Origin of the sequence: Embleya australiensis (assembly GCF_051903075.1) — a bacterium.
GTDB lineage: Bacteria > Actinomycetota > Actinomycetes > Streptomycetales > Streptomycetaceae > Embleya.
Map to the genome: position 1 here is coordinate 1,152,332 of NZ_CP182422.1, position 26,128 is coordinate 1,178,459.

The window sequence follows — 26,128 nt, forward strand, 5'->3', positions numbered from 1 at the left end:
TCCGATGACCACGACCGCCCCCGCGGCGGCGAAGGTCCCGGCGGCGCTGCGCAGGCAGCGCCGCCGGCGGAACCTGCGCACGCTCGCGTTCCTGTCCCCGTGGCTGATCGGCTTCTCGGTCTTCTTCGCGTATCCGCTCGGCGCGACCGTGTACTACTCGTTCACGCGCTACGACCTGATCAACCCGCCCGTGTGGGTGGGCACCCGCAACTGGAACTACGTCTTCAACGACTACCCGGCGCTGTGGCAGGCGTTGCGCAACACGTTGTGGCTGGTCGTGGTGATGGTCACCCTGCGGGTGATCTTCGGGCTCGCTCTGGGCATGCTGGCGATCCGGCTCAAGCGCGGATCCGGGCTGTTCCGTACGCTGTCCTATCTGCCGTATCTGGCACCGCCGGTGGCCGCCACGATCGGCTTCGCGTTCCTGCTCAACCCCGGTACCGGGCCGGTGAACAACCTGCTCGGCGACGCCGGACTGCCGCAGCCGGGCTGGTTCACCGACCCGGACTGGTCCAAGCCCGCGCTCACCCTGCTCGCCCTGTGGGGCATCGGCGACCTGCTGGTGATCTTCACCGCGTCGCTGCTGGACGTGCCGCGCGAGCAGTACGAGGCGGCCGAGTTGGACGGCGTCGGGCCGTGGCAGAAGTTCCGCTACGTCACGTGGCCGGCGATCACGCCGGTGGTGCTGTTCGCGGTGGTCACCGGGGTGATCCAGACGATGCAGTACTACACGCAGGCGATGGTCGCCGGGAAGGTCGCCAGCGGCATCATCGGCAACTCCGGTCAGCCGTTCGAGCCGGGCTATCCGCAGGGCACCACCCTGACGCTGCCGCAACTCGTGTACCAGGAAGGGTTCTCCACCTTCAACACCGGTGCGGCGTGCGTGATCTCGCTGATCCTGTTCGCCATCGCGATGGCGTTCACGTTCGTGCTGCTTCGGCGGCGGTCGGGGTTGTTGGACGACGACTGAGCGCGGCGGCGGGCGGCGCCGCCGTAGGTGCCCGCGACCGCCACGCCCTGCCACGAACCACCCTGCCGAAAACCCGAGTTCGACGATCCACCGTGCCCAGAAGGGATCGGTTACATGGCCCAGACCGTCACGGCCGAGGCGGCCGGCGTCGTGCCGCCGCCCGCGCCCGCCCGGACGCCGGCGCAGCCGCATCGGCGCAAGCGTGTACTGAGCTGGATCGGCGTGCACACGCTCGCCGTTACCGCCGTGCTGTTCTTCATCCTTCCGTTCGTGTTCCTGTTCCTGACCTCGGTGATGTCCGACAAACAGGCGCTGACCAGCCATCTGTGGCCCACGTCGTGGGAGTGGGGCAACTACACCGAGGTGATGAAGACCCCCGGCTTCGGCACGTGGTGGCGCAACACGCTGATGTACGCCGGGCTCGGCACCCTGTTCACCGTGGTCTCCAGCCTGCCGGTGGCCTACGCGCTGGCCAAGTTCCGGTTCCGCTTCCGCGGCGTGGCGCTGATGCTGGTGATCTCGTCGATGATGTTGCCGCCCCAGGTGATCGTCATCCCGATGTACATCTTCTGGGCCAAGCAGATGCACCTGACCGGGACGTTGTGGCCGCTGATCATCCCGATGGCCTTCGGCGACGCGTTCACCATCTTCCTGCTCCGCCAGTTCCTGCTCACCATCCCGTCCGAATACCTGGACGCGGCCCGGGTGGACGGGTGCGGCGAGCTGCGCATCCTGATCTCGATCGTGCTGCCGATGATCCGGCCGGCGATCGCGGCGGTGGCGCTGTTCCAGTTCTTCTACTGCTGGAACGACTACTTCGGTCCACAGGTGTACGCCTCGGAGAATCCGGGCGCGTGGACGTTGTCGTACGGCCTGGAGTCGTTCAAGGGCGCGCATCAGGTCAATTGGAATCTCATGATGGCCGCCACCCTCTTGGTGATGGCGCCGGTGATCCTCGTGTTCTTCTTCGCCCAGAAGGCGTTCATCGAGGGCGTGACATTGACGGGAGTAAAGGGTTGAAGCTTGCGGTGGTGGGCGGTGGGTCCACCTACACTCCCGAACTCGCGGACGGCCTCGGCCGGTTGCGCGAGACCCTGCCGGTCGACGAACTCGTGCTCGTGGACCCGGTGGTGGAACGCCTGGAGTCGGTCGGCGCGGTGGTCCGCCGAATCCTGGCCCGCTACGGACACCCGGCCCGGGTGGTGCTGACCGACGACCTGGACGCGGGAGCGGAGGGCGCCGACGCGGTGCTCTTCCAGCTCCGGGTGGGTGGTCAGCAGGCCCGGGCGCAGGACGAGGCGTGGCCGCTGGACTGCGGCTGCGTGGGGCAGGAGACCACGGGGGCGGGCGGCCTGGCCAAGGCGCTGCGCACGGTGCCGGTGGTGCTGGACGCGGCCGAGCGGGTCCGCCGGGTCGCGCCGGACGCGTGGATCGTGGACTTCACCAACCCGGTGGGCATCGTCACCCGGGCGCTGCTCGACGCGGGCCATCGTGCGGTGGGGTTGTGCAACGTCGCGATCACCTTCCAGCGGCGTTTCGCGGCGTTGTTGGACGTCGCGCCGGATCGGCTGCGCCTGGACCACGTCGGGCTCAACCACCTGACCTGGGAGCGGGGCATCCATGTGCTGGACGACCTGGGCGCGCCCGGGCCGGACCTGCTGCCGCGCCTGCTGGCCGAGCACGGGGCGACGATCGCGGCGGACATCGAGTTGCCGGTGGATCTGATGTACCGGCAGAACACGGTCCCCTCCTACTACCTGCGCTACTTCTACGCGCACGACGCGGTGGTGTCCGCGCAGCGGCACACCGGTTCGCGGGCCGAGGAGGTGGCCGCGATCGAGCGCGAACTGCTCGAGCTGTACAAGGATCCGACCCTGGACACCAAGCCGGAGTTGTTGGAGCGCCGGGGCGGGGCGTACTACTCGGAGGCGGCGGTGGCGCTGGTCGCCGCGCTGATGGGCAAGGGCAGCGACGAGGCGTCCCGGATCCAGGTCGCCGACGTGCGCAACAACGGCATCCTGCCGTTCCTGCCGGACGACGCGGTGATCGAGGTGCAGTCCCGGGTCGACGCGAACGGGGCGACGCCGCTGCCGGTGGCGCCGGTCGGGCCGTTGCAGGCCGGGCTGATCGCGCATGTCGCGGCGTACGAGGAGTTGGCCCTGGACGCGGCGCTGCGCGGCGGGCGGGACCGGGTGTTCACCGCGTTGTTGGCGCACCCGCTGGTCGGGCAGTACGACATCGCCGAGTCGCTCACCGACCGGCTCCTTGCCGCGGGCAAGGAGCACCTTCCGTGGGCGCGGTGACCGGGGGCGCCTCGCCCGGGCCGGCCCCGGCCGTGCTCGCGATCGACGCGGGCAATTCGAAGACCGATGTCGCGGTGGTCGACGCGGACGGTCGGGTCTGGGGTCGGGCGCGTGGGCCGGGCTACAAGCCGTACGTGCTCGGCCACGACGCGGCGGCGGAGGCAGTCGCCGAGCTGGTCGAGGAGGTACTGCGGGCGGCGGCGGGGGTCGGGCCGGTGGAGCATGTCGCGGCCTATCTGGCCAACATCGATCTGCCGGTGGAGGAGTTGCGGCTGCGCAAGGAGTTCGAGGATCGGGGGTGGAGCCGCACGGTCACCGTCGGGAACGACACGTTCGCGGTGCTGCGTTCGGGCACGGACGCGCCTCGCGGGGTCGCGGTGGTGTGCGGCGCGGGGATCAACTGCGTGGGGCTGCTGCCGGACGGGCGTACCGCGCGCTTCCCGGCGCTCGGGCGGATGACCGGCGACTGGGGCGGCGGGATCGGTCTGATGGAGGAGGTGATGTGGTCGTCGGTGCGGGCCGAGGACGGTCGGGGGCCGGCGACGGCGCTGGCCGCGGCCACGTCCGACCACTTCGGTCTGCCGTCGGCGACCGCGGTGGCCGAGGCGGTGCATCTCGGTGAGTTGCCGGCCGAGCGGCTGCACGAACTGGTTCCGTTGTTGTTCCGGGTGGCCGAGGCGGGCGATCCGGTGGCGGGCGAGGTGGTCGAGCGGCAGGCGGCCGAGATCGCGGTACTGGCGGTGACGGCGCTGGGTCGGCTGGACCTGCTGGGCGAGGCGGCCGATGTGGTCCTCGGCGGCGGCGTGCTGGCCGCGGAACCGCCGCTGCTGATGGCGGCGGTGGCGCGGCGGGTGCTGGAGGTCGCGCCGAGGGCGGTCCTGAAGGTCGCGTCGGACCCCCCGGTGGTGGGCGCGGCCCTGCTCGGGCTCGATCGCCTGCGCGGCGAGGGGCGGGCGCCGGTGGACGAGGGCGGGGCGGCGGAGCGGCGCCTGCGTGAGGAGTGGTCGGCGGGGGTGGGCTGAGCGGGCGGTCGGTGTCGGTGGGGGACTTGGGACGGGACCGGGGGAGGACGGGGCGGGGGACGGGGGTGGACGGTCCGGGTCGGGCCGTACGGGGGTGGCCGGGGCGTCGGGCGGGCGTCGCGCCGGCCGGCTTCGGAGCGCGGGGAGGCGACCGTGCGGTCCGGGTCCGGGTTCTGTGGTCGTTTGGGCATCGGGTGTTCATGTGGATCGCATACGATCCGGGCGGGGCGGGTTCATCCGCGACGGGGCCCACACGATGCGGATGGGGACGACTGTGGGCGATCTCGCGTGATCGACGGCTCCGCGCCGGGGCTGGTCCGCGACCGGGCGACCTGGTCGCTGTACCTGCACATGGCCGCGTTCGGCTACTTCCTGTACTGCTTCGGCCCCTCCGTCACGCTGCTCGGCGACGAGCTGGGCGTGAGCAACGCGGTGGCCGCGCTGCACAGTACGGCCTATGCGGCGGCGGGCGTGTTGATCGCGCTGCTCGGCGACCGGCCGATGCGCCGCTTCGGGCGTGGGCGCACGTTGTGGACCGGGTGCGTGGTGCTGTGTCTGGGGGTGCTCGCGTACTGCGCGGCGGGTACCCCGGCCGTGTCGTTGAGCGCGGCGCTGCTGTGCGGGTTCGGTGCGTTCCTGGTGGTGAACGTGGCCGGTACGGCGCTGGCCGATCACCACGGCCCGATCGCCGGGCCGAGCGCGCTCAGCGAGGCCAACGGCCTGGCCGCCGGCGTGGGTACGGCCGCCCCGCTGCTGATCGGCGTGATGGACTCCTCCGGCCCCGGCTGGCGCTGGGCCATGGTCGTGGTCCCCGTGCTCTTCGCCGTCCTGGCCCTGGTGTACGGCCGAACCCCGATCCCGGATCCGCACCCGCCGGCCCGACCGGCACCGGACCGTCCGGAGGCGGCGACCGAGGACGAACGGCCGCCGGCCCGTGGCCTGCCGCCCGCCTACTGGTGGGCCTGGTTGTTGACGGTGTGCTCGGTGGCGGTGGAGTTCTCGTTGTCGTTGTGGGCCTCCACGCTGTTGCGCGACCGCACCGGGATGTCGGAGAGCGCCGCCGCCACCGCGATGACCGCCGTGGTCGCCGGCCTGTGCCTGGGCCGACTGGCGGGCGGGCGGCTGGTGTTGCGGGTGCCGCTGGATCGGCTCTACGGCGGGGCCGTCGCGGTCAACCTGGTCGGCTTCGTGGTGTTCTGGACGGCCTCGGTGCCGTGGCTCGGCTATACCGGCCTGTTCGTGTCCGGCCTGGGCCTGTCCGTACAGTTCCCCCTCGCCACCGCGACGGCGATCCGCGCGGCGGGCGGCCGCACCGACCTGGCCGTCTCCCGGCTCGCCGGGGCCACCACCCTGGCCGCCGGGGGTGCGCCTTTCCTGCTCGGCGTGGCCACCGACCTGATGCCGGTCCGCACCGCGTTCCTGCTCCTGCCGATCCTGCTCCTGGCCTCGCTGCCCATCCTCCGCCTGGCCACCACCACCCGCCCGTGACGCGGCGGCCAGGTCAACCCCGCGCCATCGCCGCCGCGTCGACGGCGCACTCCAGGACCGCCCTGCTCCGCGCCCACGGCAACGGCGACGCCGCGCCGCCCGCCATGGCCAGGATCGTACGCATCGTGGCGCGGTAGCCCAGCGCCTCCTGCCAGTCGGGGGCGCCGCCGAGGCGGGTGGCGTGCACCCCGTCCTCGGTCTGCACCGCCACCTCGTACACCTCCTCGCCGCCCGCCCCGGACACCTCGATCGTGCCCGGCCGCCCGTCCGGCCAGCCGACCAGGATCGTGCCGGTGTCCTCGGAGCGGGTGGCCGGATGCACCAGCACCGACCGGGTCGCCGCCACCGCCCGCGCACCCGGACCGGCCACCGCGTCGAGGAGTTCGGCGCCGTGCAGGCCGAGCGAGACCAGCGTGCCGCCGCCCTCGGCCGGATCGTCCTGCCAGGCCCGCTCCGGCGTCAGGAAGCCCGCGATGTCGTGCCGCACCAACGCCCTTGCCCCGAGCACCCGTTGCCCCACCAGGCGCTCGGCCAGGTCCACCACGGCGGGCGCGAAGCGCAGCACGGACGAGGTCAGGAAACGCTCCTCGTGCCCCGCCACGGCCCGATCCAACTCGGCCAACGCACTCACCGACGCAGCCGCCGGCTTGTTCACGAAGCAGGGCAGCCCGGCCCGCAACACCCGTGCCGCGGTCGCCGCGATCAGAGCCGGCCGCACCGTCACCACCACCGCATCCGGCCGGCGGGCGATCAATTCGGCAAGCGAGGCGGCCGGCTCACACGCATACAGCTCCCGAAACGCCGCGAATCGCCCGGGTTCACCACCGTCCCACCCATCGATCCCGCCCACCCCGAGGTCCCGAGCCACCCCGGCATCGGTGAAGGGATGACTGTGGGCGAACCCGGCAAACGCAAGACGCACGATCCGAACATCCCTTCCAGGCAACGACCAAGGCGAACCGACCCTACGACCCGCCCCCGCCGAAGCCGGCTCGGACCCCGTCGCCGCACTCACCCCTCACAGCAGATACGGCCACACCTCGATCCACGACATCTCGAACCGGATCACATCCCCCACGGCCGACTCCTCGCCCCCGCACGCCACATCGATCGACATCAGCCCGAGCCCGAGCCGCATCACCACCAACGAAGCCCCCGGCTCGACCCGCTCCAGCACCCCGGACACGACCACCCCGCCCCCGGGTGCCGGCGCGAGTCCCGTCACGACACCCGCCGGCACCCGGGTCCACGCGAGCACCTCGTCCGCCGGGTCGACCTCGACGTCGTACCACTCGCCCACCATCGGCACCTGATCCGGAAAGCCCGGCCCGACATTCCAGTAGCCGACCCCACCACCGACATCCGACCCGAACACGACCCGCCGAGGCTCCCCCGCGTCCCGCTCCACCACCCGAATCCGCACAGTCCACCCGTCCTAGACGCCCGCGCCCGCCGCCCGTGCGTGTGGGTAGTCGGTCGCGCGGTTTTGGAAGGTCAGGATCTTCGGGTTTCGGATCACGCCGTCGCGCATTTCGATCGCGTTGGTGATGGTCGCGTCCGCGTCCCAGGCGGTCGGGCCGGCCATGACCGTGCCGAGGTAGGGGATGAGGGCCTCGCTGATCTCCCACGTGGCGGAGTCCCACAGGTAGGACGGGCTGTGGTCGACCGCGTAGTAGTGGCAGTTGTCCCCGACCGTGAAGGCGGGTGCGTCGAAGGTGGTCGGGTGGGCCCATTCGAAGCCCATGCCGTCGTCGCAGGAGACGTCGATGAAGAACGAACCGGGCCGATACTCCGGCAGATCCTCGTTCAGTACGAACGTCAACGGCGCGTCGGTGTCCTGCCGAATGCAGTTCACCACGATGTCGTAGCCGGCGAGGTGGCTGCCCAACGGCACCGGCCCGTCCTCGGTGAGCGCCTCCAGACGCGACGGGTCGTCCTCGCCGAAACGGAAGTGGCTCATCACGACCGAGGGCATCGGCGACGCCACCGCGACCGCGTCACGCGCCGTCAACACCGTGACGTCCGAGATGCCCATCGCCTCCAGAGCTATCACCGCGCCCCGCGCCGTCGCGCCGAAGCTGAGCACCGCCGCACGCATCCGGCGGCCGTAGCTGCCGGTCGCGCCGCCGAGCGCGAGAGCGTGCAACACCGAGCAGTAGCCCGCGAGTTCGTTGTTCTTGTGGAACACGTGGACACTGAACGCGCCGGTCGCGGTCCAGTGATTCATCTCCTCCCACGCGATCATCGTCAGCCTACGATCGATGCCCAGCTGGGTCATGATCGGATCCTGCACACAGTGCGGCCAGCCCCACAGCACCTGGCCGTCGCGCATCGCGGCCACGTCCTCGTGGGTCGGTTTCGGCAGCAGCACCACGTCACTCTCCGCGAGCAGGCGTTTACGTGGAAGCAGGCCGGCCACGTGCCGCACGAGTTCCGCGTCGGCTACGCCGAAACGCTCGCCGTAGCCCTCCTCCAGGAACAGGTGTTCGCGGACGTCCGGCGCGATCCGCTCGACGTGCAGCGGGTGGACCGGCAATCGGTGCTCGTTCTCCTTGAGTGAGGAGCCGAGAATGCCGAGGGTCATGCGGGTCCTGCGAATCATGAGATTCCTTAGGTAGACCCCCAGTATCCCCCCACACGCCCGACTACCCCTTTCGCTGTACGCGGGCCTCCCACGGTTGCAGCGTCGTCGGGTCGATCGACGTGCCCACGTTGCCGAGGACGAGCGGGGCCGTTGCCCACTCGGCCGCGAGCGCCGCCGGGAGCTCGACCGGCTCGCCGGTGAAGTTGGCCAGCGTCAGCAGTGTGGTGTCGCGGTAGCACCGGGTGAACGCGTACAGCAGCTCGTCGTCCGCCAACAGCATCGTGAAGTCGCCGTGTACGACGGCCGGTTCACTGTGCCGCAGGGCGATCAGTCGCCGGTAGTGGTGGTACACCGACTCCGGGTCGGCCCGCGCCGCCGCCGCGTTGATCGTGGTGTGGTTCGGGTTGACCGGCAACCACGGTGTGCCCGTGGTGAATCCGGCGTGTTCGGACGTGTCCCACTGCATCGGCGTACGCGCGTTGTCCCGCCCCCGCGCCCGCAGTCCGTCCAACACCCGCTCCGGGTCCTCGCCGGCCCGGATCGCCTGCCGGTAATGGCCCAGCGCCTCGATGTCCCGCACGTCCTCGATTGAGGCGAACGGCGCGTTGGTCATGCCCAGTTCCTCGCCCTGGTAGATGTAGGGCGTGCCCCGGTGCAGGTGCAGCACGGTGGCCAGCATCGTCGCCGAACGCACCCGGTATCGCGGCCCGTCGTCGCCGAACCTGGACACCACCCGGGGCTGGTCGTGGTTGTTCCAGTACAGGCTGTTCCAGCCCACCTCGGCCAGGCCCGTCTGCCAGCGGCCCAACGACTCCTTGAGCGCGGTCAGCCGCAGCGGTCGCACGTCGAACTTGTGCCGCCCGAAGTCCAGCCCCACATGCTCGAACTGGAAGACCATGTCCACCTCGCGGCGCGCCGGGTCGGTGAACAGCCGCGCGTGCTCCAGCGTCACCCCCGGCATCTCGCCCACGGTGAGCACCCGTTCCGGCCGATCGGCGAATACCTCACGGTGCATCTCCGCGAGGTATTCGTGCACCCGGGGCCCGCACACGTAGTACGGCGACCCGTCGCCGTACAGCCCGTCGCCCGTCAACTCGCCGTCCGGCAGGTCCGGATGCTTCGAGATCAGGTTGATCACGTCCATCCGGAACCCGTCCACCCCGCGGTCGAGCCACCAGCGCATCATCGCGTAGATCGCCTGGCGAACCTCCGGGTTCTCCCAGTTCAGGTCGGCCTGCTTCGGCGAGAACAGATGGAGGTAGTACTCCCCGCTCGTGTCGTCGTACTGCCACGCCGACCCGGAGAAGAACGACCCCCAGTTGTTCGGCGCCGCCGCCTCCTCCCCCACGACCCCGCGCTCCGGCCGCCCCGAGCGCCACCAATACCACTCCCGTTTGGCGCTGTTCGGCCCCTCGCGCGATTCCCGGAACCACGCGTGCTCATCCGAGGTGTGGTTGACCACGAGGTCCATCACCAGCCGCATCCCACGCTCGTGTACCGCCGCCGTCAGCCGGTCGAAGTCGGCCAACGTACCGAACATCGGCTCGATGCCCTGGTAGTCGCTGATGTCGTACCCGTTGTCGTCCTGCGGCGAGGGATACACCGGCGACAACCACAAGACGTCCACCCCGAGCCCGACCAGATGATCGAGCCGAGCCAGGATCCCGCCCAGATCCCCGATCCCGTCCCCGTCGGAGTCCGCGAAACTCCGCGGATAGATCTGATAGACCACCGCCGACTTCCACCAGGGCGCCTCCACCCGCTCCCCTTCACCGCTCGCCACGACCCACCAACCCCTCTCCCGAAGCACACGAAGCACCCAGAGCACCCGGAGCACCCGAAGCACCCCGGCCCCTCCACTGTCACCCGCCGGCCGCCCCCACGTCCGCGAACCCCGGATTTCGAGCGCGGCATGGGAGGATGCCCCGTCGCGGCGAGCACGATGGGGCGGAGCACTCGATGGGATCGGCCGAACCGGCAGCCGGCGCACCGGCCGGCGGCAGACGCGCGCGGGAAGTGCTGGCCGCGGCGGAGGCGTTGTACACCGCCGCCCGAACCGTCACCGCCGACCAGGCCGGGGCGCTCGACGCGGTGCGCTCGGCGTTGTCCCCGCTTCGCGCCGAGTTGGTGGCCGCCGCGCTGGCCCGCATCCCGATCGACCAGCTCCGCGAGGCCACCGACGGCCGACTGCGCCTCGGCGCCCTGGAGGCGGCCGGATTTGCGACGGTCGGCGCCGTGTACGACGCGCCACCGTACCGACTGCGCCAGGTGCCGGGCGTCGGCGAGCAGACCGCCGCCCAGGCCGTCGGCGCCGCACGGCGCATCGCCCGCGCGGTCGAGGACACCGTCACGGTCCGCATCGACCCGGACCGGCCCACGGAGCAGACCACCGCGCTGGTCCGGGCGCTGTACACCCTGGTCGCGGCCGGCCCGGAGGCCCGCAGGACGGCGGCGATCGCCGAAGACCTCACCGGGCGCCTGGTCGCCCCGCGCGCCGCCGCCGGCCCGGGCCGCAGTCGGCTGCGAATGTGGTTCGCCCGAACCGACAAGCGGGAACGGGTCGCCGCGGCCCTCGCCGAACTGCACACGCTGGTCTCGGACGCGGCCGAGCGCGAACTGCCGCTGCTGTTCGCCCAGGCCTCGACCGACCTGTTGCGCGTCCCCGGTTCGGACTTCGAGGCGTGGTGCGACTTCGAGCAGCGCCCGGCGGACTACTACGCCCTGCTCGACACGATCGCCGGCCGGGTACCGGACCGGGACGCGGCCGAGGGATTCATCCCCGCGGAGATCGCCGAACGGGTCAACGCCCAACCGCTGGACGAGTCCCTTCTGCTCGCCTCACTGCGCGGATACCAGTCCTTCGGGGCTCGGTTCGCGCTCAGGCAGCATCGGTCGATCCTCGGTGACGAGATGGGGCTCGGCAAGACCGTCCAGGCGATCGCGGCACTCGCCCACCTCGCAGCCGGCGGTCACCACCGTTTCCTGGTGGTGTGCCCGAGCAGCGTGCTGATCAACTGGGAACGCGAGGTGCGCAAGCACAGCCGGCTCCGTCCCATAGTCGTGCACGGCCGGACCCGGGTGGAGGCGTTCGGTCACTGGCAGGAGTCCGGCGGTGTCGCGATCACCACCTTCGACGGACTCAAGACGCTCCCCGCGCCCATCGCCGAAGCGGCCGTGGGGATGCTCGTGGTGGACGAGGCGCACTATGTGAAGAATCCCGACACCGGACGCTCCCGGGCGCTGGCCGGCTGGACCGAGCACGCCGGGCACGTCCTGTTCCTGACCGGCACCCCGATGGAGAACCGGGTCGCCGAATTCCGTTCCCTCGTCCAGCGGTTGCAACCCGACCTGGTCCCCGGGATCCATGGGCGGGACGCGCTCGCGGGATCCCGCGCGTTCCGCATGGCCGTGGCGCCCGCGTACCTGCGGCGCAACCAGGAGGACGTACTCACCGAACTCCCCGAACTGTTGCGTGTCGAGGAGTGGGAGGAGTTCAGCGCCGCCGATCGAAACGCCTACCGCGACGCGGTGGCCGCCGGGAACTTCATGCGGATGCGCCGGGCCGCGTACGTCTGCGCCGACGACTCGGCCAAGCTGGAGCGGCTGCGCGAACTGGTCGCGGAAGCCGCCGAGATCGACCTGAAGGTGGTGGTGTTCTCCTTCTTCCGGGACGTGCTGGCCACGGTGGGCGCCGCCCTCGACGGTCCACGCTGCTTCGGACCGATCACCGGCGCGGTGGCCGCGGCACACCGGCAGAAGATGGTCGACGAGTTCTCCGCGGTGTCCGGCCACGCGGTGCTGCTCGCACAGATCCAGGCCGGCGGAGTCGGGCTGAACCTGCAGGCGGCCTCGGTCGTGGTGATCTGCGAACCGCAGGTCAAGCCCACGACGGAGCAGCAGGCCGAGGCGCGGGTCAATCGGATGGGCCAGGTCCGGGCGGTCCAGGTGCATCGCCTGTTGTCCCCGGACAGTGTCGATCAGCGCATGCTCGACATCCTGGCCGAGAAGTCCGCGCTGTTCGACGCGTACGCGCGGCGCAGCGACCTGGCGGAGGCCAGTCCGGACGCGGTCGACGTGTCGGACGAGACGACGGTACGGCGGATCGTCGAGGACGAGCAGCGCAGGTGGGGCGCGACGGGCTGAGGCCGCACCCCCGCCTGCGGCGCGGCAGCCCCTGGCGATAATCCGTTGGTGGGTGGCACTGTTGCCACTCGTGCCGATCATGGGCGAGTTTTAGCCTCGGCTGGTGACCAAGTTTTTGCTTGCCGTACATGTGCTTGCCGCGATTTTGGCGGTCGGACCGGTGACCGTTGCCGCGAGTATGTTCCCGCCCGCCGCCCGGAAGGCGCGGGCCCACCCGGAGGACGAGCAGGCCCCGGCGGTGGTGCGCGCGCTGCATCGGACCTGTCGGGTCTATGCGGTCGTCGGCGTGGTGGTACCGGTCTTCGGGTTGGGGGTCGCCCTGCAGATGGACGTGGTGGGCGACGCGTGGCTGATCGTGTCGATGGCGTTGACCGCGATCGCCGCCGCGGTTCTCGGGTTGGCGGTGCTGCCCCGACAGAGCGCGCTGCTGGCCGACATCGGGACGGCGGACGGCGGGGCCGGCACCGCCACGGCCGTGGCCCCCGATCCGATGTCCCCCTTCCACCGCGCCACGGTGCGCCTGGGCATGCTCACGGGTGTGTTCAACCTGCTCTGGGCCACCGTGACCGTCTTGATGATCGCCCGGCCGGGGTCCTCCACCGGCGCCTGATCCGCCGCCGCTCGGCAGGTGCAAAGATCGCCGTTTCGGGCAAGTATCGGTCCTCGCACGATGTCCGGCCCGCCGCCGGCGGGCTCGGCGCGATGGGCACGATGGGGACGGTGTGGTGGAGCGACACGAGGGGGTCGGCGCCGGGTCGGGGGCGCCGGGGACCGGAACGCGGCGGCACACCTGGGACACCAGACGTTGGCTGCTCGTCGGAGTCTCCACGACGCTGGTCGTATCGGCCCTGCTGGCCGCGTTGGGCGCGTGGGTGTTCACCCACTCCACCTCGGTGAACGGACGGCTGGTGGATTACAGTTCGCCGGCGCTGATCGCAGCGGTGCGCTTGGAGACGGCGTACGCCGACCAGGACGCCGCGGTGCGCGGCTACGTATGGACCGGCGACGCCTCGCTTTTGGACGGCTACGCGACGGGCCGCGCCACCGAGCAGGAACAGGCGGCCGTACTGCGCGAGTTGTTGCGCGACGACCCGACCGCGAGCAACGAACTGCGGGTGGTGCAGGAGCGGGCGCAGGCGTGGCAGGAGCGGGTGGTCCGGCCCGTGTTGGCCGTCCCGCCCGGGAGCGAGCCGCCGGCGGAGGTGCGCGCGGCCGTCGCCGACACGTCCGCCTACCCGGCGCTGCGCACCGCCACCCGCGAGCAGTCGCACCGCCTCCAGCGGCAGCGCGACAGCGCCAGGGCCGACCTCCAGGACGTCCGCGACCTGCGCACGTGGGTGTTCAGCGGGATAGCCCTGGTGGTCGTGGGCGGTGTGATCATGGTGTTCGCGGGGTTGCGGCACGGCGTGACCCGGCCGATGAGCCGACTGGTGGCGGACGCCAACGCGGTGGCCGGGGGCGACTTTCGGCATGAGATCACCCCCACCGGCCCCGCCGACCTGCGCGCGTTGGCCGACGCGATGGAGGCGATGCGCCGCCGCCTCGCCGACGAGTTGGCGTTCTCCCACGACGCCCGACACCGTCTGGACGAGCAGGCCACCGAACTGCGCCGCTCCAACTCCGACCTGGAGCAGTTCGCCTACGTCGCCTCGCACGACCTCCAGGAGCCGCTGCGCAAGATCGCGAGCTTTTGCCGGCTCCTGGACAAGCGGTACCACGGGCAACTCGACGAGCGGGCCGACCGCTATCTGGACTTCGCGGTGGACGGCGCGGTGCGGATGCAGACCCTGATCGACGACCTGCTCGCCTTCTCCCGGGTGGGCCGAGGTCCGGCGACCGACGCGGCGGTGGACCTGAACGCCGTGTACGAGACGGTGGTCGGCGATCTGGATCTGGCCATCCGCGACGCGGGCGCCGAGGTCCGGCACGATCCGCTGCCCACCGTGCGCGGCGACCGCTCCCAGCTCTCCCTGGTCGTGCAGAACCTGATCGCCAACGCGGTGAAGTTCCGCAAGCCGGACCGGCCGGTCCGGGTCTCGGTCGAGGCCGAGGCGGTGGACGGGATGTGGCGGATCTCGGTGACCGACGACGGCATCGGCATCGATCCGGCCCAGGCCGACCGGATCTTCGTGATCTTCCAGCGCCTGCACACCCGCGAGGCCTATCCGGGCAATGGCATGGGGCTGGCGATGTGCAAGAAGATCGTCGAATTCCACGGCGGCACGATCGGGTTGGACCCCGAGTACACGGCCGGTACCCGCATCGTGTTCACCCTCCCGGCGGCCGACCGGTCACTCGCCGAAGTCCCCCCACCCCAGCCCTGATCCGGCCACCACCACCCGGTCCGGCGTGATCGGCAACGTGCGCACCCGCACCCCCGTCGCGTGGAAGACCGCGTTGGCGATCGCCGCCGCCGCGCCGACCACGCCGATCTCGCCCGCGCCCCGCGCGCCGACGTCGCCGATGTGCGGGTCCGGGATGTCCGTGAACAGCACGTCGAGCGCGCCGACATCGGCGTTCGCCGGCAGGTGATAACCCGCCAGATGCGGTTCGACCACGTGCCCCCGGCGCGGGTCGATCGTGGTCGCCTCCATCAACGCCTGGGCCAGACCGAAGGTCATCCCGCCGATGAGCTGGCTGCGCGCCGTGCGCGGATTGATCACCCGGCCGATGTCGAACGCGCCGACCATCCGCCGCACCCGCACCGTCCCGGTCGCCACGTCCACCGCGACCTCGGCGAAGTGGGCGCCGAACGAGTGCACGGCGTAAGGCGATCCGGCGTCCGGATGGGCGTGGCCGATCGCCGAGATCGACGGCGAGCCGATCCGGGACAGCTCGCCCACGAACGTGTCGGGGCCGAAGTCGATCGTGCCGATCTCCCGCCGGTACAGCGGCGATTCCGGATCGTCCAGGGCGGCGGCCAGCAGGTCGTCGCGCACCGCCTCGCAGGCCCGCCGGATCGCCGGGCCGACGTAGGCCACGGTCTGCGAGCCGATCGAGGGCGGCGCCTCGGGCAGTTCGGTGTCGCCGAGCCGGACGAAGATACGCTCCGGCCCGACACCCAGCACGTCGGCGGCGATCTGCGCGAAGACGGTGTACGTCCCGGTGCCGATCTCGTGCGAGGCGACGCCCACCACGGCGGTGCCGTCGACCCGCAGTTCGGCGTAGGCCGCGGCCGGTCCCGGGTCCATCTCGTGCGTCGCGCTCGCCATCCCGCTGCCGATCAGCACGTCGCCGTCGCGACGGGTGCCCGGCGTGCGGTCGTTCGGATCCCAGCCGAACCGCTCGGCGCCCAGGCGGTAACACTCGCGCAGGTGTTTGCCCGACCACGGCCGGCCCGACGAGGGATCGGTGTCGGCGTGGTTGCGCAGACGCAACTCCACCGGGTCGACGCCCAGTTCGTGGGCCAGCTCGTCCAGGGCCGACTCCAGCGCGAACGATCCCGGGGCCCGGCCCGGCGCCCGCTGGAAGGTCGGCGGCTGCATGTCGAGCCGCGCAATGCGCTGACGGATCGTCACATTCGGGCAGGCGTACAACATCGCGGTCGTCGCGCCGGTGTTCTCCACCACGTTCTCCCCGAAGGACGTCGCCGTGGTGCCGTCGTGGGCGATCGCGGTCAACCGGCCGTCCCGCCGCGCGCCGAGCACCACCCGCTGCCGGGTGGCCGGGCGCACGCCGCAGGAGGTGAACATCTGCGGCCGGGTGAGCGCGAGGCGCACCGGTCGGCCGACCAGTCGCGCCGCCGCCGCGGCGAGCAGTACGTGCGGCCACACCGTGCCCTTGCTGCCGAAGCCGCCGCCGACGAACCCGGACAACACCCGCACGTCCTCGGGCCGCAGCCCGAATGCCTCGGCCAGCGCCGCGCGCACCCCGAAGACGTACTGCGTCGAGTCGTGAACGGTGAGCCGATTGCCCGTCCAACGCGCGGTGGTGGTGCACGGCTCCATCGCGTTCATGTGCTGCGGCGGTGTCTCGTAGTACGCCTCGATCGTCGCGTCGGCCACCGCCAGGCCCGTGGTCAGGTCGCCCCGGACCACGTCCTCGCGGCCCGGCGGGGTCTGCGGGATGGCGTCCTCGATCCGCGCCAGCGGGGCCTGTTCGCGATAGCGCACCCTGATCAGCTCGGCGCCGGCCCACGCCTGCTCCCGGGACTCCGCGATCACCATCGCGACATGCTGCCCGTGGTGGTGGATCACCGCGTCGGACAGCGGTGTCCGGCCGTCGCCCATCGGCCCGTTGTCCGCCGAGTAGTAGGACGCCACCGGGCGGATGCCCAGCGAGCCGTCGGAGGCGCACACGGCCAGCACACCCGGCGCGCGCTCGGCGGCGGCGACGTCCATGTCGAGGATGCGGCCCTTGGCGATGGTGCTCTGCAGGAGCACGGCATGGGCCAGATCGGGCAGGGCCACGTCGCCGGTGTACATCGCGGTACCGGTGACCTTGACCGGACCGTCGACCCGCGTCTGGGGTCGGCCGATCCACGGCTGCTCCGGGCTCATCCGCGGTCCCCTTCCACGGTAGTCAGCGTGGTCAGCGCCCGGGCGACGACGCGACGGATGAGTTCGACCTTGTACGCGTTGTCCCGCAGCGGCCGGGCACCCTCGGTGGCCGCCTCCCCCGCGCGGGCGAACGCGGCGGTGCTCGGCGGGGCGCCGATCAGCACCGTCTCGGCCGCGCCCGCCCGCCACGGCGTGGTCGCCACGCCGCCGAGCACGATCCGGGCATCGTGAACCGTGTCCTCGCGGACGTCCAGGGCGACCGCCACCGAGCACATCGCGAACGCGAACGAGGCCCGCTCGCGCACCTTGAGGTAGTACGAATGGGCACCCAGTGCCGTCAGCGGCACCTCGACCCCGGTGATCAACTCGCCGTGCGCGAGAGTGGTCTCCCGCTCGGGGGTCTCCCCCGGCGGCAGGTGGAAGGTGTCGATCGGCTCCACGCGCGGACCGCCGGGTCCGTCGATCCGCACCCGGGCGCCCAGCGCGAGCAGCGCCACCGCGAGGTCGGACGGGTGGGTGGCGATGCACCGCTCGCTCGTCCCGAGCACCGCATGGCCGCGGTGGTCGCCGTCCAGCGCCGCGCAGCCGCTCTCCGGCAGCCGCTTGTTGCACGGCATCGACGGGTCGCGGAAGTAGCCGCACCGGGTGCGCTGCATCAGGTTGCCGCCGAGCGTGGCGAGGTTGCGCAGTTGCGGCGAAGCGCCGGCGAGCAGGGCCTGGGCGAGCACGGGCAGACGCTCGGCCACCACCGGGTGCGCGGCCAGGTCGCTGTTGCGGACGAGGGCGCCGATCCGGAGCGTGTCGCCGTCCGGCCCGATCCCGCCGAGCGGCAGCCCGCCGATGTCGACCAGCCGCGCGGGGTCGGCCACGCCGCACTTCATCAGGTCGACGAGGTTGGTGCCGCCGGCGATGTACATCGCGTCCGGGCCCAGCTCGGCCCAGGCGTGCGCGGGTTCGTCCGGACGGGTGTAGGTGAAGGGACGCATGGCGGTCACCGCCCGGCCGCGGCGGCGATCGCCGTGACGATGTTCGGGTACGCGGCGCACCGGCACAGGTTGCCGCTCATCCATTCGCGGATCTCGTCGTCGTCCCCGGCGTGGCCCTCGGCGAGCAGCGCGACCGCGGCCATGATCTGCCCGGGGGTGCAGAAGCCGCACTGGAACGCGTCGTGGTCGACGAACGCCCGCTGTACGGGGTGCAACTCCCCTTCGGGATCCCCGCCCAGGCCCTCGATCGTGGTCACCTCGCGGCCGTCGTGCATCACCGCGAAGGTCAGGCACGAGGTGATCCGGCGTCCGTCGAGCAGCACGGTACAACTGCCGCACTGGCCGAGGTCGCAGCCCTTCTTCGGGCCGGTCAGCCCGAACTCGTCGCGCAGCGCGTCCAGCAGGGTGACGCGCGGGTCGACGCGGATCCGGCGCGGGTCCCCGTTGACCCGCAGTTCGACTTCGTCGGCGGCGGGCTCGATCGACATGGTCCCTCCGGGGTGGGCGCACCCGGGCCGTGCCGACCCGGATCAGCGCTGCTACCCGCCCGTCGCGCGCGCTACACGGCCGACTCCCTCGGCGCGGGCAGCGTGGGGATCGCCGCGAGCAGGTCGCGGGTGTACGGGTGGCTGGGGCTGCCCAGGACCCGCGCCGTCGGGCCGGCCTCGACGGCTTCGCCCGCCTTCAGGACCAGGACCTCGTCGCACAGGTATTGCACCACGCCGAGGTCGTGCGAGACCAGCACGAGGGACAGGCCGAGCCGGGTCCTGAGGTCGCCGAGCAGGTCGAGGATCTGCGCCCGGACGGACACGTCGAGCGCGCTGACCGGCTCGTCGGCGACCAGTACGCGCGGGTCGGGGGCGAGGGCTCGGGCGATGGCGACCCGCTGCCGTTGGCCGCCGGAGAACTCGTGCGGGTAGCGGTGGCGGGTGTCGGGGTCGAGGCCGACGGCGGCCAGCACCTCGTCCACCCGCGCGTCGTGGTCGCCGGCGACGCCCAGGCATTCGAGCGGTTCGGCCACGATGTCGCGCACGCGCGCGCGGGGGTCGAGGGAGCTCATCGGGTCCTGGAGCACGATCTGCACCTCGCGCCGGAACCAGGCCAGGGTGCGGGCGGGCCCGGGACGGACCTCTCGGTCGCGGTAGCGGACCGTGCCGCCGTCGGCCCGGTCCAAGCCGAGCAGCAGCCGGATCAGGGTGGATTTGCCCGCGCCGGACTCGCCGACCACGCCGAGCGCGCCGCCCTCGGCCAGTGCCAGATCCACCCCGCGCAGCGCGTACCGCCGCCCGGGTGGGGCCCACAACGAACGACGCGACAGCCGATAGGTCCGGGTCAGCCCCTCGGCGCGCAGCAGTACGGCGGGCGCGGTCACGACGCGGCCTCCACGGAGTCGGTGGGGATCTCGGTCGGCGCCTCGATCGGGACGAACGCCGTCGCCCGCGCGGCGGCGAGGAGTGCGCGCGTGTAGGGCGCGCGCGGGTCGTGCAGGATCGTCTCCAGCGGCCCCTGCTCGACCGTGCGCCCGCCGCGCAGCACCGCGATGCGATCGCTCACCGAGGACACCACCGCGAGGTCGTGCGTGATGAACAGCAGCGCGGTGCCCTGCTCCCGGGCCTGCTCGTCGAGCAGCGCGAGGATGTCCCGCTGCACGGTCACGTCCAGCGCGGTGGTCGGCTCGTCCGCGATCAGCAGCGCCGGTCGGCAGGCCAGGGCGATCGCGATGCCCACCCGCTGGCGCTGCCCTCCGGAGAGCTGGTGCGGCCGGGCCCGGACCAGATCGGCCGGATCCGGCAGGCCCACCCGCGCGGCCAGCTCGATCGCCGCCTCGTCGGCCCGACGGCGGGTCATGCCCCGGTGCAGGCGCAGCGGTTCGGCGATCTGCCGGCCGATGCGCATGGTCGGGTCGAGCGCGGTGAGCGGTTCCTGAAAGACCATGGCGACCCGATCGCCCCGGATGCGGGCGAGTTCGCGCTCGGAGCGGCCGAGCAGTTCGACCCCGTCGAGCCGGATGCTGCCGGTGACCTCGGCGCCCTCGGGCAGCAGGCCGAGCACGGCCAGCGCGGTGAGCGACTTGCCGGAGCCGGACTCGCCGATCAGGCCGAGCCGTTCGCCGGGCGCGAGGGTCAGGTCGACGCCGTCCACCACGGTGCGGCCGGCGATCCGGATGGTGAGGTCGGTGATCTCCAGGAGCGCGCCGTCGACCTCGGTGGGCGTACGCATCGCCCGCACCGCGCGCTCGCCCTCGTCCTTGGCGACCGGCCCCGATCCCCCGTGCCGCAGGCGCGGATCGGTCGCGTCCCGCAGCGCGTCGCCGAGCAGGTTGAAGCCCAACACGGTCAGCGCGACGGCCAGTCCGGGCCAGACCACGAGCAGCGGCCGGGCCGAGATGTAGGGCTGCTGGTCGTGCAGGATCCGGCCCCAGGACACCGCGGGCGCGGGGCTGCCGTAGCCGAGGTAGGACAGCGCGGCCTCGGTCAGCGAGGCCACCGCCATCACCAGCGAGAGCTGGACGAGCAGGGTCGGCGCGATGTTCGGCAGGATGTGCCGCCGGATGGTGCGCCACGTGCTGGATCCGCTCGCGGCGGCGGCCAGGACGTAGTCGGTGCCGGCCACCCGCTCGATCTCGGCCCGGGCGATCCTGGCCAGGTGTACCCCGAACGCGACGCCGATCGCGCTCGCGGCGGTCCACACCGATCCGCCGAACACGGCGGCCAGGATCATCGCGGTGAGCAGCGCCGGGAACGCGATGGCCACGTCGACCAGTTGCACCACCCCGGCCGCGAACCGGCGCGGCCCGAGCGCCGCCGCCAACGCCAGTGGCACACCGAGCGCGGCGGCGATCGCCGCCGAGACGAGCGCGATCACCAGCGTCTCCCGGGAGCCGGCCAGGATCAGGCTGAACTGGTCCCGCCCGAGCATGTCGGTCCCGAGCACGTGCCCGTGCGAAAACGGGAGCAGCCAGGGCGAGTTCGGGTCGACGGCGGTCGGGTCGTACGGGGTCCACACCAGCGACAGCAGCACCGCGCCGACCGGGATCGCGATCAGCGTGCCGCCGATCAGGCCGTTGCGGTCGCGCCGCAGCGCGCGCAACGTTGCGCCGACGGCGATGCGCGCCCTCATCCGGACACCTCCCGGACCCGAACGTCCGCCAGGCGCGGGTCGATCAGCCGCTGGGCGATGTCCACCAGGAAGCCGACGAACAGCACGATCGCCACCAGGAGCATCACCTCGCCCTGCACCTTGACCAGGTCCCGGTTGCCCACGTCGGCGACCAGCATCGAGCCGACGCCGGGGAGGGTGAACACCTTCTCCACCACGATCGCGCCGACCAGGAGGGAGGCGACCTGTACGCCGAGCATGGACAACACCGGCCCGGCCGCGTTGCGCAGCCCGTGCCGAAGCAGCGCGCCGGTGCGGGTGCGTCCGGCGGCGCGCGCGGTACGCAGGTAGTCCCGGTGCAGCACGTCGAGCGTCGCGGAGCGGACGAAGCGCAGCAGCACCGCGCCCTCGGACAGGGCGAGGGTCAGCGTCGGCAACGCCAGACTGCGGCTCGCCTCGCCGGGATTCGCCCAGCCGTCCACGGGGAAGCCCTGGGCGGGCAGCAGCGGGGTCTGCACGGCGAACAGCAGGATCAGCAACAGGCCCACCCACAACGTGGGCAGCGCGATCCCGAGCTGGCTCGCCACGCTGATCGCGGTACCGTCGCGCCGCTCGCGGCGCACCGCCGCGAGCATCCCCAGCGGCACCGCGAAGGCGAGCGCCAGGACCAGCGCGCCGAGCACGAGCGGGCCGGTGACCCGTAGTTTCTCGCCGAGTTCGCCGGTCACCGAGGAGCCGTTGAGCTGCGAGTGGCCGAGGTCGCCGGTGGGCACCTCGGTCAGCCAGGTCCAGTACTGCACGATCAGCGGTCGATCCAGGCCCAAGTCGTGCCGGATGGACCTGAGTTGCGCCTTGTCGGCGGTGATGCCGCCGACAGAGGCGGCGGCATCACCGGGGAGCAGTCGCAGCAGGGCGAAGGTCAGGATGCTCGCGCCGAGCAGGGACAGCGCGAGCAGTCCGAGCCGGCGCACCACGAACACGGTCATGCCGGTCCCCGATCCGGCCCGTGCCGCGACGATCGCTCGTGTGACGGCCCCCGACGCGAGGTCACTTGCCGATCCCGATCGTGGCGAGGTTGAGTCGGCTGCTGGTGTGGTGCTGGGGTGCGCCGCTGACGCCCTTGCGCACCACGGTCAGTGTCTGGGCCTGGTACAGCCAGTCGGCGCCGGCGTCCTCGGCGACCTGGCGGCCGACCCGGGCGAGCAGGTCGGTGCGGGTGCGCTCGTCGGGCGCGGCCACGGCCTGCGCGTACCAGTCGCGCACCTGCGCGTTGTCGTAGCCGAAGTAGTAGCCGGGGGTGGCGAAGTTGCCGATGTCGTGCGGCTCGGCATGGTTGACCAGGCTCAGGTCGTAGTCCCTCGCGGTGTAGACCTCGCTCAGCCAGGCGGTGAACTCCTGCTGCTTGACCGTGAGTTCGATGCCGGCGTCCTTGAGGTTGGAGACCAGGACGTCACCGATCGCGGCCGGGTAGATGTTGGGGATCTTCAGGGTGAGCTTGAGATCGGTGACCCCGGCGTCGGCGAGTGCCTTCTTCGCCGCCGCCGCGTCGTGCGGGTCGATCGTGGTCAGGTCCTGGTAGCCGGGGTCGGAGGTGGGTATCGGGCCGCCGAGCCGAACTCCCGCCCCGCCGAGGGACTTGATCAGCGCGTCCTTGTCGATCGCGCGCCGGATGGCGTGCCGCACGGCCGGGTTGTTCAGCGGCGCCTTGGCGTTGTTGATCGCCAGCGTGTACTTGTCGGTGGTGGTGCCGCGCAGCACGGTGAACTTGTCATTGCCGGTGAAGGGTTGGAGCAGCGTGGCCTCGGCGGCGGTCTCGATGTCGGTCTGGCCGGTGGCCTGCGCGTTGTTCGCGGCGTTGCGGTCGGGGATGTAGCTGAGCACGACCTTGGCCACCTTCGCCTTGGCGCCCTTGTACGCGTCGTTGCGCACGAGGGTGATCGCCGAGCCGCGTTGCCAGCCGTCCAGCTTGAACGGGCCGGTGCCGTTCTCGGTGGTGTCCAGCTTGGCGAAATCGGTGCCCTTCTTGTAGATCACGCCCTGACGCTGGGTCAGCGCCCAGGTGAGGTTGGTGTCGCGCTGCTTGAGGGTGATCACCACGGTGGCCGGGTCCGGTGCGGCGACGCCCGCGATCGTGGCCAGGGTCTTGGCGTTCGGCTGCTTGGAGCCGGGCGCGAGCACCTGTTGGAGCGACCAGACGGCGTCCTCGGCGGTGACGGGCGAGCCGTCGTGGAAGGCGGCGTCGGGGGCGAGGTGGAAGGTGTAGGTGAGGCCGTCGGGGGACGTCTCGAAGCCGGAGGCCAGGGCGGGCACGATCTTGTTGTCGGCGTTGGTGTCGACCCCGAGCAGGCCCTGGTAGACGTTGTCGAGCAGGACCTGTTCCAGCGCGACGCCGGCGGTGGTGGTCAGGTTGAGGCTGGTGGGTTCCAGGACCAGCCGCACCCGGGCCGTGGCGTTCGGGTCGAGCGCACTGTCCGCGGGGGCCGGGGCCTGGGTGTTGGCGCCGTTGGCGGCGGGGTTCGGGGTGCCGCCGGAGCCGCACGCGGCGAGGACCGGTCCGGCCAGGGCGAGGACGGCGGCGATGCGGAGCGCGGAGCGGCGCATGGTGGATCGATCTCCTTGCGGGTGGGGTGGTGCGGGGTGACGTGACGTGACGGGACCGCGCGGGGTTGCATGGCAGGGCCGTGCGGCCCTCGCGGTCGGACCGGGGGCTCAGCCGCGGGCGGCGGCCAACACGAACTCGGCGATCTCGTCGTGTACTTGAGCGCTGTCGCGTTCGGCGAGCACGTTGTGCAGGTCGCCGGGGAAGATCCGGGCCCGGGCGTCGGGCAGCGTCTCGGCGGCGGCCCGGACCGCGCTCGCGGGCGCGAGGTCGTCGGCCTCGCCGTGGACGAAGAGCACCGGACGGGTGATCGTACCGCCGGCGATCAGTGCGGCGATCCGCTCGCCGCCGGCTTCCAGTGCGTCCAGCGTCTCGGGGCGCAAGCCGCCGGACCAGACCAGCGGGTCGTTGCGCAACCGTTCGGCGTACTCGGCGTTTCCGCACAGCTCGCTCGGGTCCTTGCGCAGCGACATCGGGTCGATGTCGTGTTCGGCGAGCAGCGCGCGCAGGCCGCTCTCGCCCGCCGACAAGCCGGTCCCGGCGCCGGCCAGCACCAGCGCGCGGGCGGACGCGGCGGCGACCCGCTCGCCCGCGAGCAGCAGGGTGACGGCCGAGCCGAGCGAGTGGCCGGCCAGGATCAGCGGTACGCCGGGGCGGCCCGCCGTGATCCGCGCCAGGACCAGTTCGGCGTCGTCGGCGAGCGCGTCCAGGCTCTCCACCAGGACCCGGGTGCCGTCGCTGAGGCCGTGGCCGATCTGGTCGGGGGCCCACACCTCGATCCCGTCAGCGTTGAGCCGATGCGCCAACGGCTCGTGCAGGCCCGCGTGTTCGCCGAGTCCGTGCAGGAAGAGCACGACCGCGACGGGTTCGCCCACGACGGGCCACACGCGCAGGTGGAACTCGCCGCGGGCACCGCGGATCCGGCTCTGGTGCACGGCCTGACGGGTGGTCATCGGGTGCCCTCCGCGAAGATGTCGGTACCGGCGGCTGCGGCCACCAACCCGCCTTCCAAGTCGGCGAGCAGGTCGTCGATACCCTCCAGGCCGACGGACAACCGGACCAGGCCGGGGGTGACCCCCGCGTGCAGCCGCTGCTCGGGGTCCAGTTGTGCGTGGGTGGTGGACGCGGGGTGGATCGCCAGGCTGCGCGCGTCGCCGATGTTGGCCAGGTGGCTGAACAGCCGCAGTCCCTCGACGAAGCGCCGCCCGGCCGGCAGGCCGCCGGCCAGGTCCACCGACAGCACCGCCCCCGCGCCGCGCGGCAGATAGCGCCGAGCCGCGGCGTGCCACGGGCTGGTGGGCAGGCTCGGGTGATCCACCCGCAGCACCTCGGGCCGCGCGGCGAGCCAGGCCGCCACCCGCTCGGCGTTGGCGGTGTGCCGGTCCAGGCGCAGCGACAACGTCTCGATGCCCTGGAGCAGCAGGAAGCTGTTCAGCGGCGACACCGCCGGGCCGAGGTCGCGCAACAGCCGTACCCGCAGGCGCAGCGCGTAGGCGATGCGGTCCGGGCCGAACCTCTCCCAGAAGGAGAGGCCCTGATAGGTCGGGTCGGGCGCGACCAGGCCCGGGTAGCGGTCGGCGTGCGCGCCGAAGTCGAAGGTGCCGCCGTCGACCACGATCCCGCCGATCGCGGTGCCGTGTCCGCCGAGGAACTTGGTGGTGGAGTGCACCACGATGTCGGCGCCGTGCTCGATCGGGCGAAGCAGGTAGGGCGTGGGCACCGTGTTGTCGACCACGAACGGGACACCCGCGGTGTGCGCGATCTCCGCGACGGCGGCCAGATCGAGCACGTTGCCGCGCGGGTTGCCGACACTCTCCCCGAACAGCGCCTTCGTGGCCGGTCGGATCGCGGCGCGCCAGGCGTCGAGATCGTCCGGGTCGTCGACGAAGGTCACCTCGATGCCCAGGTCGGCGAAGGTGTGTTCGAGCAGGGTGCGGGTGCCGCCGTACAGGGACGCGGCCGCGACGAGGTGGTCGCCGGCGCGGGCCAGGTTGAGCAGCGCGAGGGTGGTGGCGGCCTGGCCGCTGCCCACGGCCACCGCCGCGGTGCCGCCTTCCAGGGCGGCTATGCGCTCCTCCACCACGGCGGTGGTGGGGTTGGACAACCGGGTGTACGCGTGCGTCTCCAGGTCGGTGAGCGCGAACGTGTCGGCCGCGTGCGCCGCGTCGCGGAAGACGTAGCTGCTGGTCAGGTAGATCGGCATGGCGCGGGCGCCGGTGGCCGGATCGGGGCGGGCCCCGGCGTGCACCTGGAGGGTCTCGAAGGCCGGTCGGGGGTCGGGTGGTTCGGTGGCGTCCGGGAGCAGATCCGACCACCAGCGCTCGACCACGCGCGGATGCGACCGCAGCCATCCGATCAGCGCGTTCTCCCCATAGGCGGGCTTGAGCGGATTGTCCGGATCCTCGGTGACCCCGTCGGCCTCGGCGGCCAACTCG

21 protein-coding genes are annotated in these 26,128 nt (G+C 72.0%); 8 read left to right on the forward strand and 13 right to left on the reverse strand.

Annotation, left to right across the window (positions count from 1 at the left end; genetic code table 11):
* Positions 1 to 4: 4 nt before the first annotated feature.
* The 5 genes from ACMXN5_RS04725 (at position 5) to ACMXN5_RS04745 (ending at position 5,783) form a co-directional block, all read left to right on the forward strand.
* On the forward strand, positions 5 to 970 hold the full coding sequence (locus tag ACMXN5_RS04725) for a carbohydrate ABC transporter permease (protein WP_379997920.1): 966 nt from the start codon (positions 5 to 7) through the stop codon (positions 968 to 970).
* 114 nt (positions 971 to 1,084) lie between these two features.
* Positions 1,085 to 1,990, forward strand: coding sequence for a carbohydrate ABC transporter permease (locus ACMXN5_RS04730; protein ID WP_379997922.1), 906 nt, complete (start codon positions 1,085 to 1,087; stop codon positions 1,988 to 1,990).
* The gene (locus ACMXN5_RS04735; RefSeq protein ID WP_439674136.1) at positions 1,987 to 3,273 is read left to right on the forward strand and encodes a 6-phospho-beta-glucosidase; all 1,287 of its coding nucleotides are present in this window, start codon (positions 1,987 to 1,989) and stop codon (positions 3,271 to 3,273) included. Before ACMXN5_RS04730 ends, ACMXN5_RS04735 begins: the two co-directional genes overlap by 4 nt.
* A complete protein-coding gene (locus ACMXN5_RS04740) occupies positions 3,261 to 4,295 on the forward strand; it encodes an N-acetylglucosamine kinase (protein ID WP_439674137.1) in 1,035 nt (344 codons plus the stop codon). Before ACMXN5_RS04735 ends, ACMXN5_RS04740 begins: the two co-directional genes overlap by 13 nt.
* A 288-nt stretch (positions 4,296 to 4,583) precedes the next feature.
* On the forward strand, positions 4,584 to 5,783 hold the full coding sequence (locus ACMXN5_RS04745; protein ID WP_439674138.1) for an MFS transporter: 1,200 nt from the start codon (positions 4,584 to 4,586) through the stop codon (positions 5,781 to 5,783).
* Positions 5,784 to 5,796: 13 nt separating this feature from the next.
* On the opposite strand, the gene ACMXN5_RS04750 is transcribed toward ACMXN5_RS04745, so the two are convergent.
* The 4 genes from ACMXN5_RS04750 to ACMXN5_RS04765 form a co-directional block, all read right to left on the reverse strand.
* Positions 5,797 to 6,705, reverse strand: coding sequence for a Gfo/Idh/MocA family protein (locus ACMXN5_RS04750; protein ID WP_439674139.1), 909 nt, complete (start codon positions 6,703 to 6,705; stop codon positions 5,797 to 5,799).
* Between the two features lie 96 nt (positions 6,706 to 6,801).
* Positions 6,802 to 7,158: a hypothetical protein gene (locus ACMXN5_RS04755; protein WP_439674140.1), complete on the reverse strand. Its 357-nt coding sequence runs from the start codon at positions 7,156 to 7,158 to the stop codon at positions 6,802 to 6,804.
* Positions 7,159 to 7,218: 60 nt separating this feature from the next.
* Positions 7,219 to 8,385 carry a N(5)-(carboxyethyl)ornithine synthase gene (locus ACMXN5_RS04760; RefSeq protein WP_439674141.1) on the reverse strand — a complete coding sequence of 389 codons (1,167 nt, stop codon included), beginning with the start codon at positions 8,383 to 8,385 and terminating at the stop codon, positions 7,219 to 7,221.
* Between the two features lie 43 nt (positions 8,386 to 8,428).
* On the reverse strand, positions 8,429 to 10,150 hold the full coding sequence (locus ACMXN5_RS04765; protein ID WP_439674142.1) for a glycoside hydrolase family 13 protein: 1,722 nt from the start codon (positions 10,148 to 10,150) through the stop codon (positions 8,429 to 8,431).
* Between the two features lie 176 nt (positions 10,151 to 10,326).
* Between ACMXN5_RS04765 and ACMXN5_RS04770 the strand changes: the two genes are divergently transcribed.
* The 3 genes from ACMXN5_RS04770 to ACMXN5_RS04780 all read left to right on the forward strand — a co-directional run bounded on the left by ACMXN5_RS04770 (position 10,327) and on the right by ACMXN5_RS04780 (position 14,834).
* Positions 10,327 to 12,510, forward strand: a complete 2,184-nt coding sequence (locus tag ACMXN5_RS04770; RefSeq protein WP_439674143.1) for a DEAD/DEAH box helicase — start codon at positions 10,327 to 10,329, stop codon at positions 12,508 to 12,510.
* Positions 12,511 to 12,613: 103 nt separating this feature from the next.
* The gene (locus tag ACMXN5_RS04775) at positions 12,614 to 13,120 is read left to right on the forward strand and encodes a DUF2269 family protein (protein ID WP_439674144.1); all 507 of its coding nucleotides are present in this window, start codon (positions 12,614 to 12,616) and stop codon (positions 13,118 to 13,120) included.
* A 115-nt stretch (positions 13,121 to 13,235) separates the two neighbouring features.
* Complete coding sequence (locus tag ACMXN5_RS04780) at positions 13,236 to 14,834, forward strand: sensor histidine kinase (RefSeq protein WP_439674145.1); 1,599 nt, start codon at positions 13,236 to 13,238, stop codon at positions 14,832 to 14,834.
* On the opposite strand, the gene ACMXN5_RS04785 is transcribed toward ACMXN5_RS04780, so the two are convergent.
* From ACMXN5_RS04785 to ACMXN5_RS04825, 9 genes are all read right to left on the reverse strand, one after another.
* Positions 14,802 to 17,009 (reverse strand): xanthine dehydrogenase family protein molybdopterin-binding subunit, encoded by a 2,208-nt coding sequence (locus ACMXN5_RS04785; protein WP_439674146.1) that lies wholly within the window; start codon positions 17,007 to 17,009, stop codon positions 14,802 to 14,804. The genes ACMXN5_RS04780 and ACMXN5_RS04785 overlap by 33 nt on opposite strands.
* Positions 17,006 to 17,995, reverse strand: coding sequence for an FAD binding domain-containing protein (locus tag ACMXN5_RS04790; RefSeq protein ID WP_439674147.1), 990 nt, complete (start codon positions 17,993 to 17,995; stop codon positions 17,006 to 17,008). The genes ACMXN5_RS04785 and ACMXN5_RS04790 overlap by 4 nt, the downstream gene beginning before the upstream one ends.
* A gap of 5 nt (positions 17,996 to 18,000) precedes the next feature.
* Entirely contained in the window at positions 18,001 to 18,483 is a 483-nt protein-coding gene (locus tag ACMXN5_RS04795) for a (2Fe-2S)-binding protein (RefSeq protein WP_380035347.1), read from the reverse strand.
* A 71-nt stretch (positions 18,484 to 18,554) separates the two neighbouring features.
* Positions 18,555 to 19,367, reverse strand: a complete 813-nt coding sequence (locus tag ACMXN5_RS04800) for an ABC transporter ATP-binding protein (protein ID WP_439674148.1) — start codon at positions 19,365 to 19,367, stop codon at positions 18,555 to 18,557.
* Positions 19,364 to 21,115: a dipeptide/oligopeptide/nickel ABC transporter permease/ATP-binding protein gene (locus ACMXN5_RS04805; RefSeq protein WP_439674149.1), complete on the reverse strand. Its 1,752-nt coding sequence runs from the start codon at positions 21,113 to 21,115 to the stop codon at positions 19,364 to 19,366. The genes ACMXN5_RS04800 and ACMXN5_RS04805 overlap by 4 nt, the downstream gene beginning before the upstream one ends.
* Entirely contained in the window at positions 21,112 to 22,080 is a 969-nt protein-coding gene (locus ACMXN5_RS04810; RefSeq protein WP_439674150.1) for an ABC transporter permease, read from the reverse strand. Before ACMXN5_RS04810 ends, ACMXN5_RS04805 begins: the two co-directional genes overlap by 4 nt.
* A 61-nt stretch (positions 22,081 to 22,141) precedes the next feature.
* On the reverse strand, positions 22,142 to 23,695 hold the full coding sequence (locus tag ACMXN5_RS04815) for an ABC transporter substrate-binding protein (protein WP_439674151.1): 1,554 nt from the start codon (positions 23,693 to 23,695) through the stop codon (positions 22,142 to 22,144).
* Between the two features lie 108 nt (positions 23,696 to 23,803).
* The gene (locus ACMXN5_RS04820; protein WP_439674152.1) at positions 23,804 to 24,646 is read right to left on the reverse strand and encodes an alpha/beta fold hydrolase; all 843 of its coding nucleotides are present in this window, start codon (positions 24,644 to 24,646) and stop codon (positions 23,804 to 23,806) included.
* Positions 24,643 to 25,998 carry an O-acetylhomoserine aminocarboxypropyltransferase/cysteine synthase family protein gene (locus ACMXN5_RS04825; RefSeq protein WP_439677947.1) on the reverse strand — a complete coding sequence of 452 codons (1,356 nt, stop codon included), beginning with the start codon at positions 25,996 to 25,998 and terminating at the stop codon, positions 24,643 to 24,645. Before ACMXN5_RS04825 ends, ACMXN5_RS04820 begins: the two co-directional genes overlap by 4 nt.
* Positions 25,999 to 26,128 lie beyond the last annotated feature (130 nt).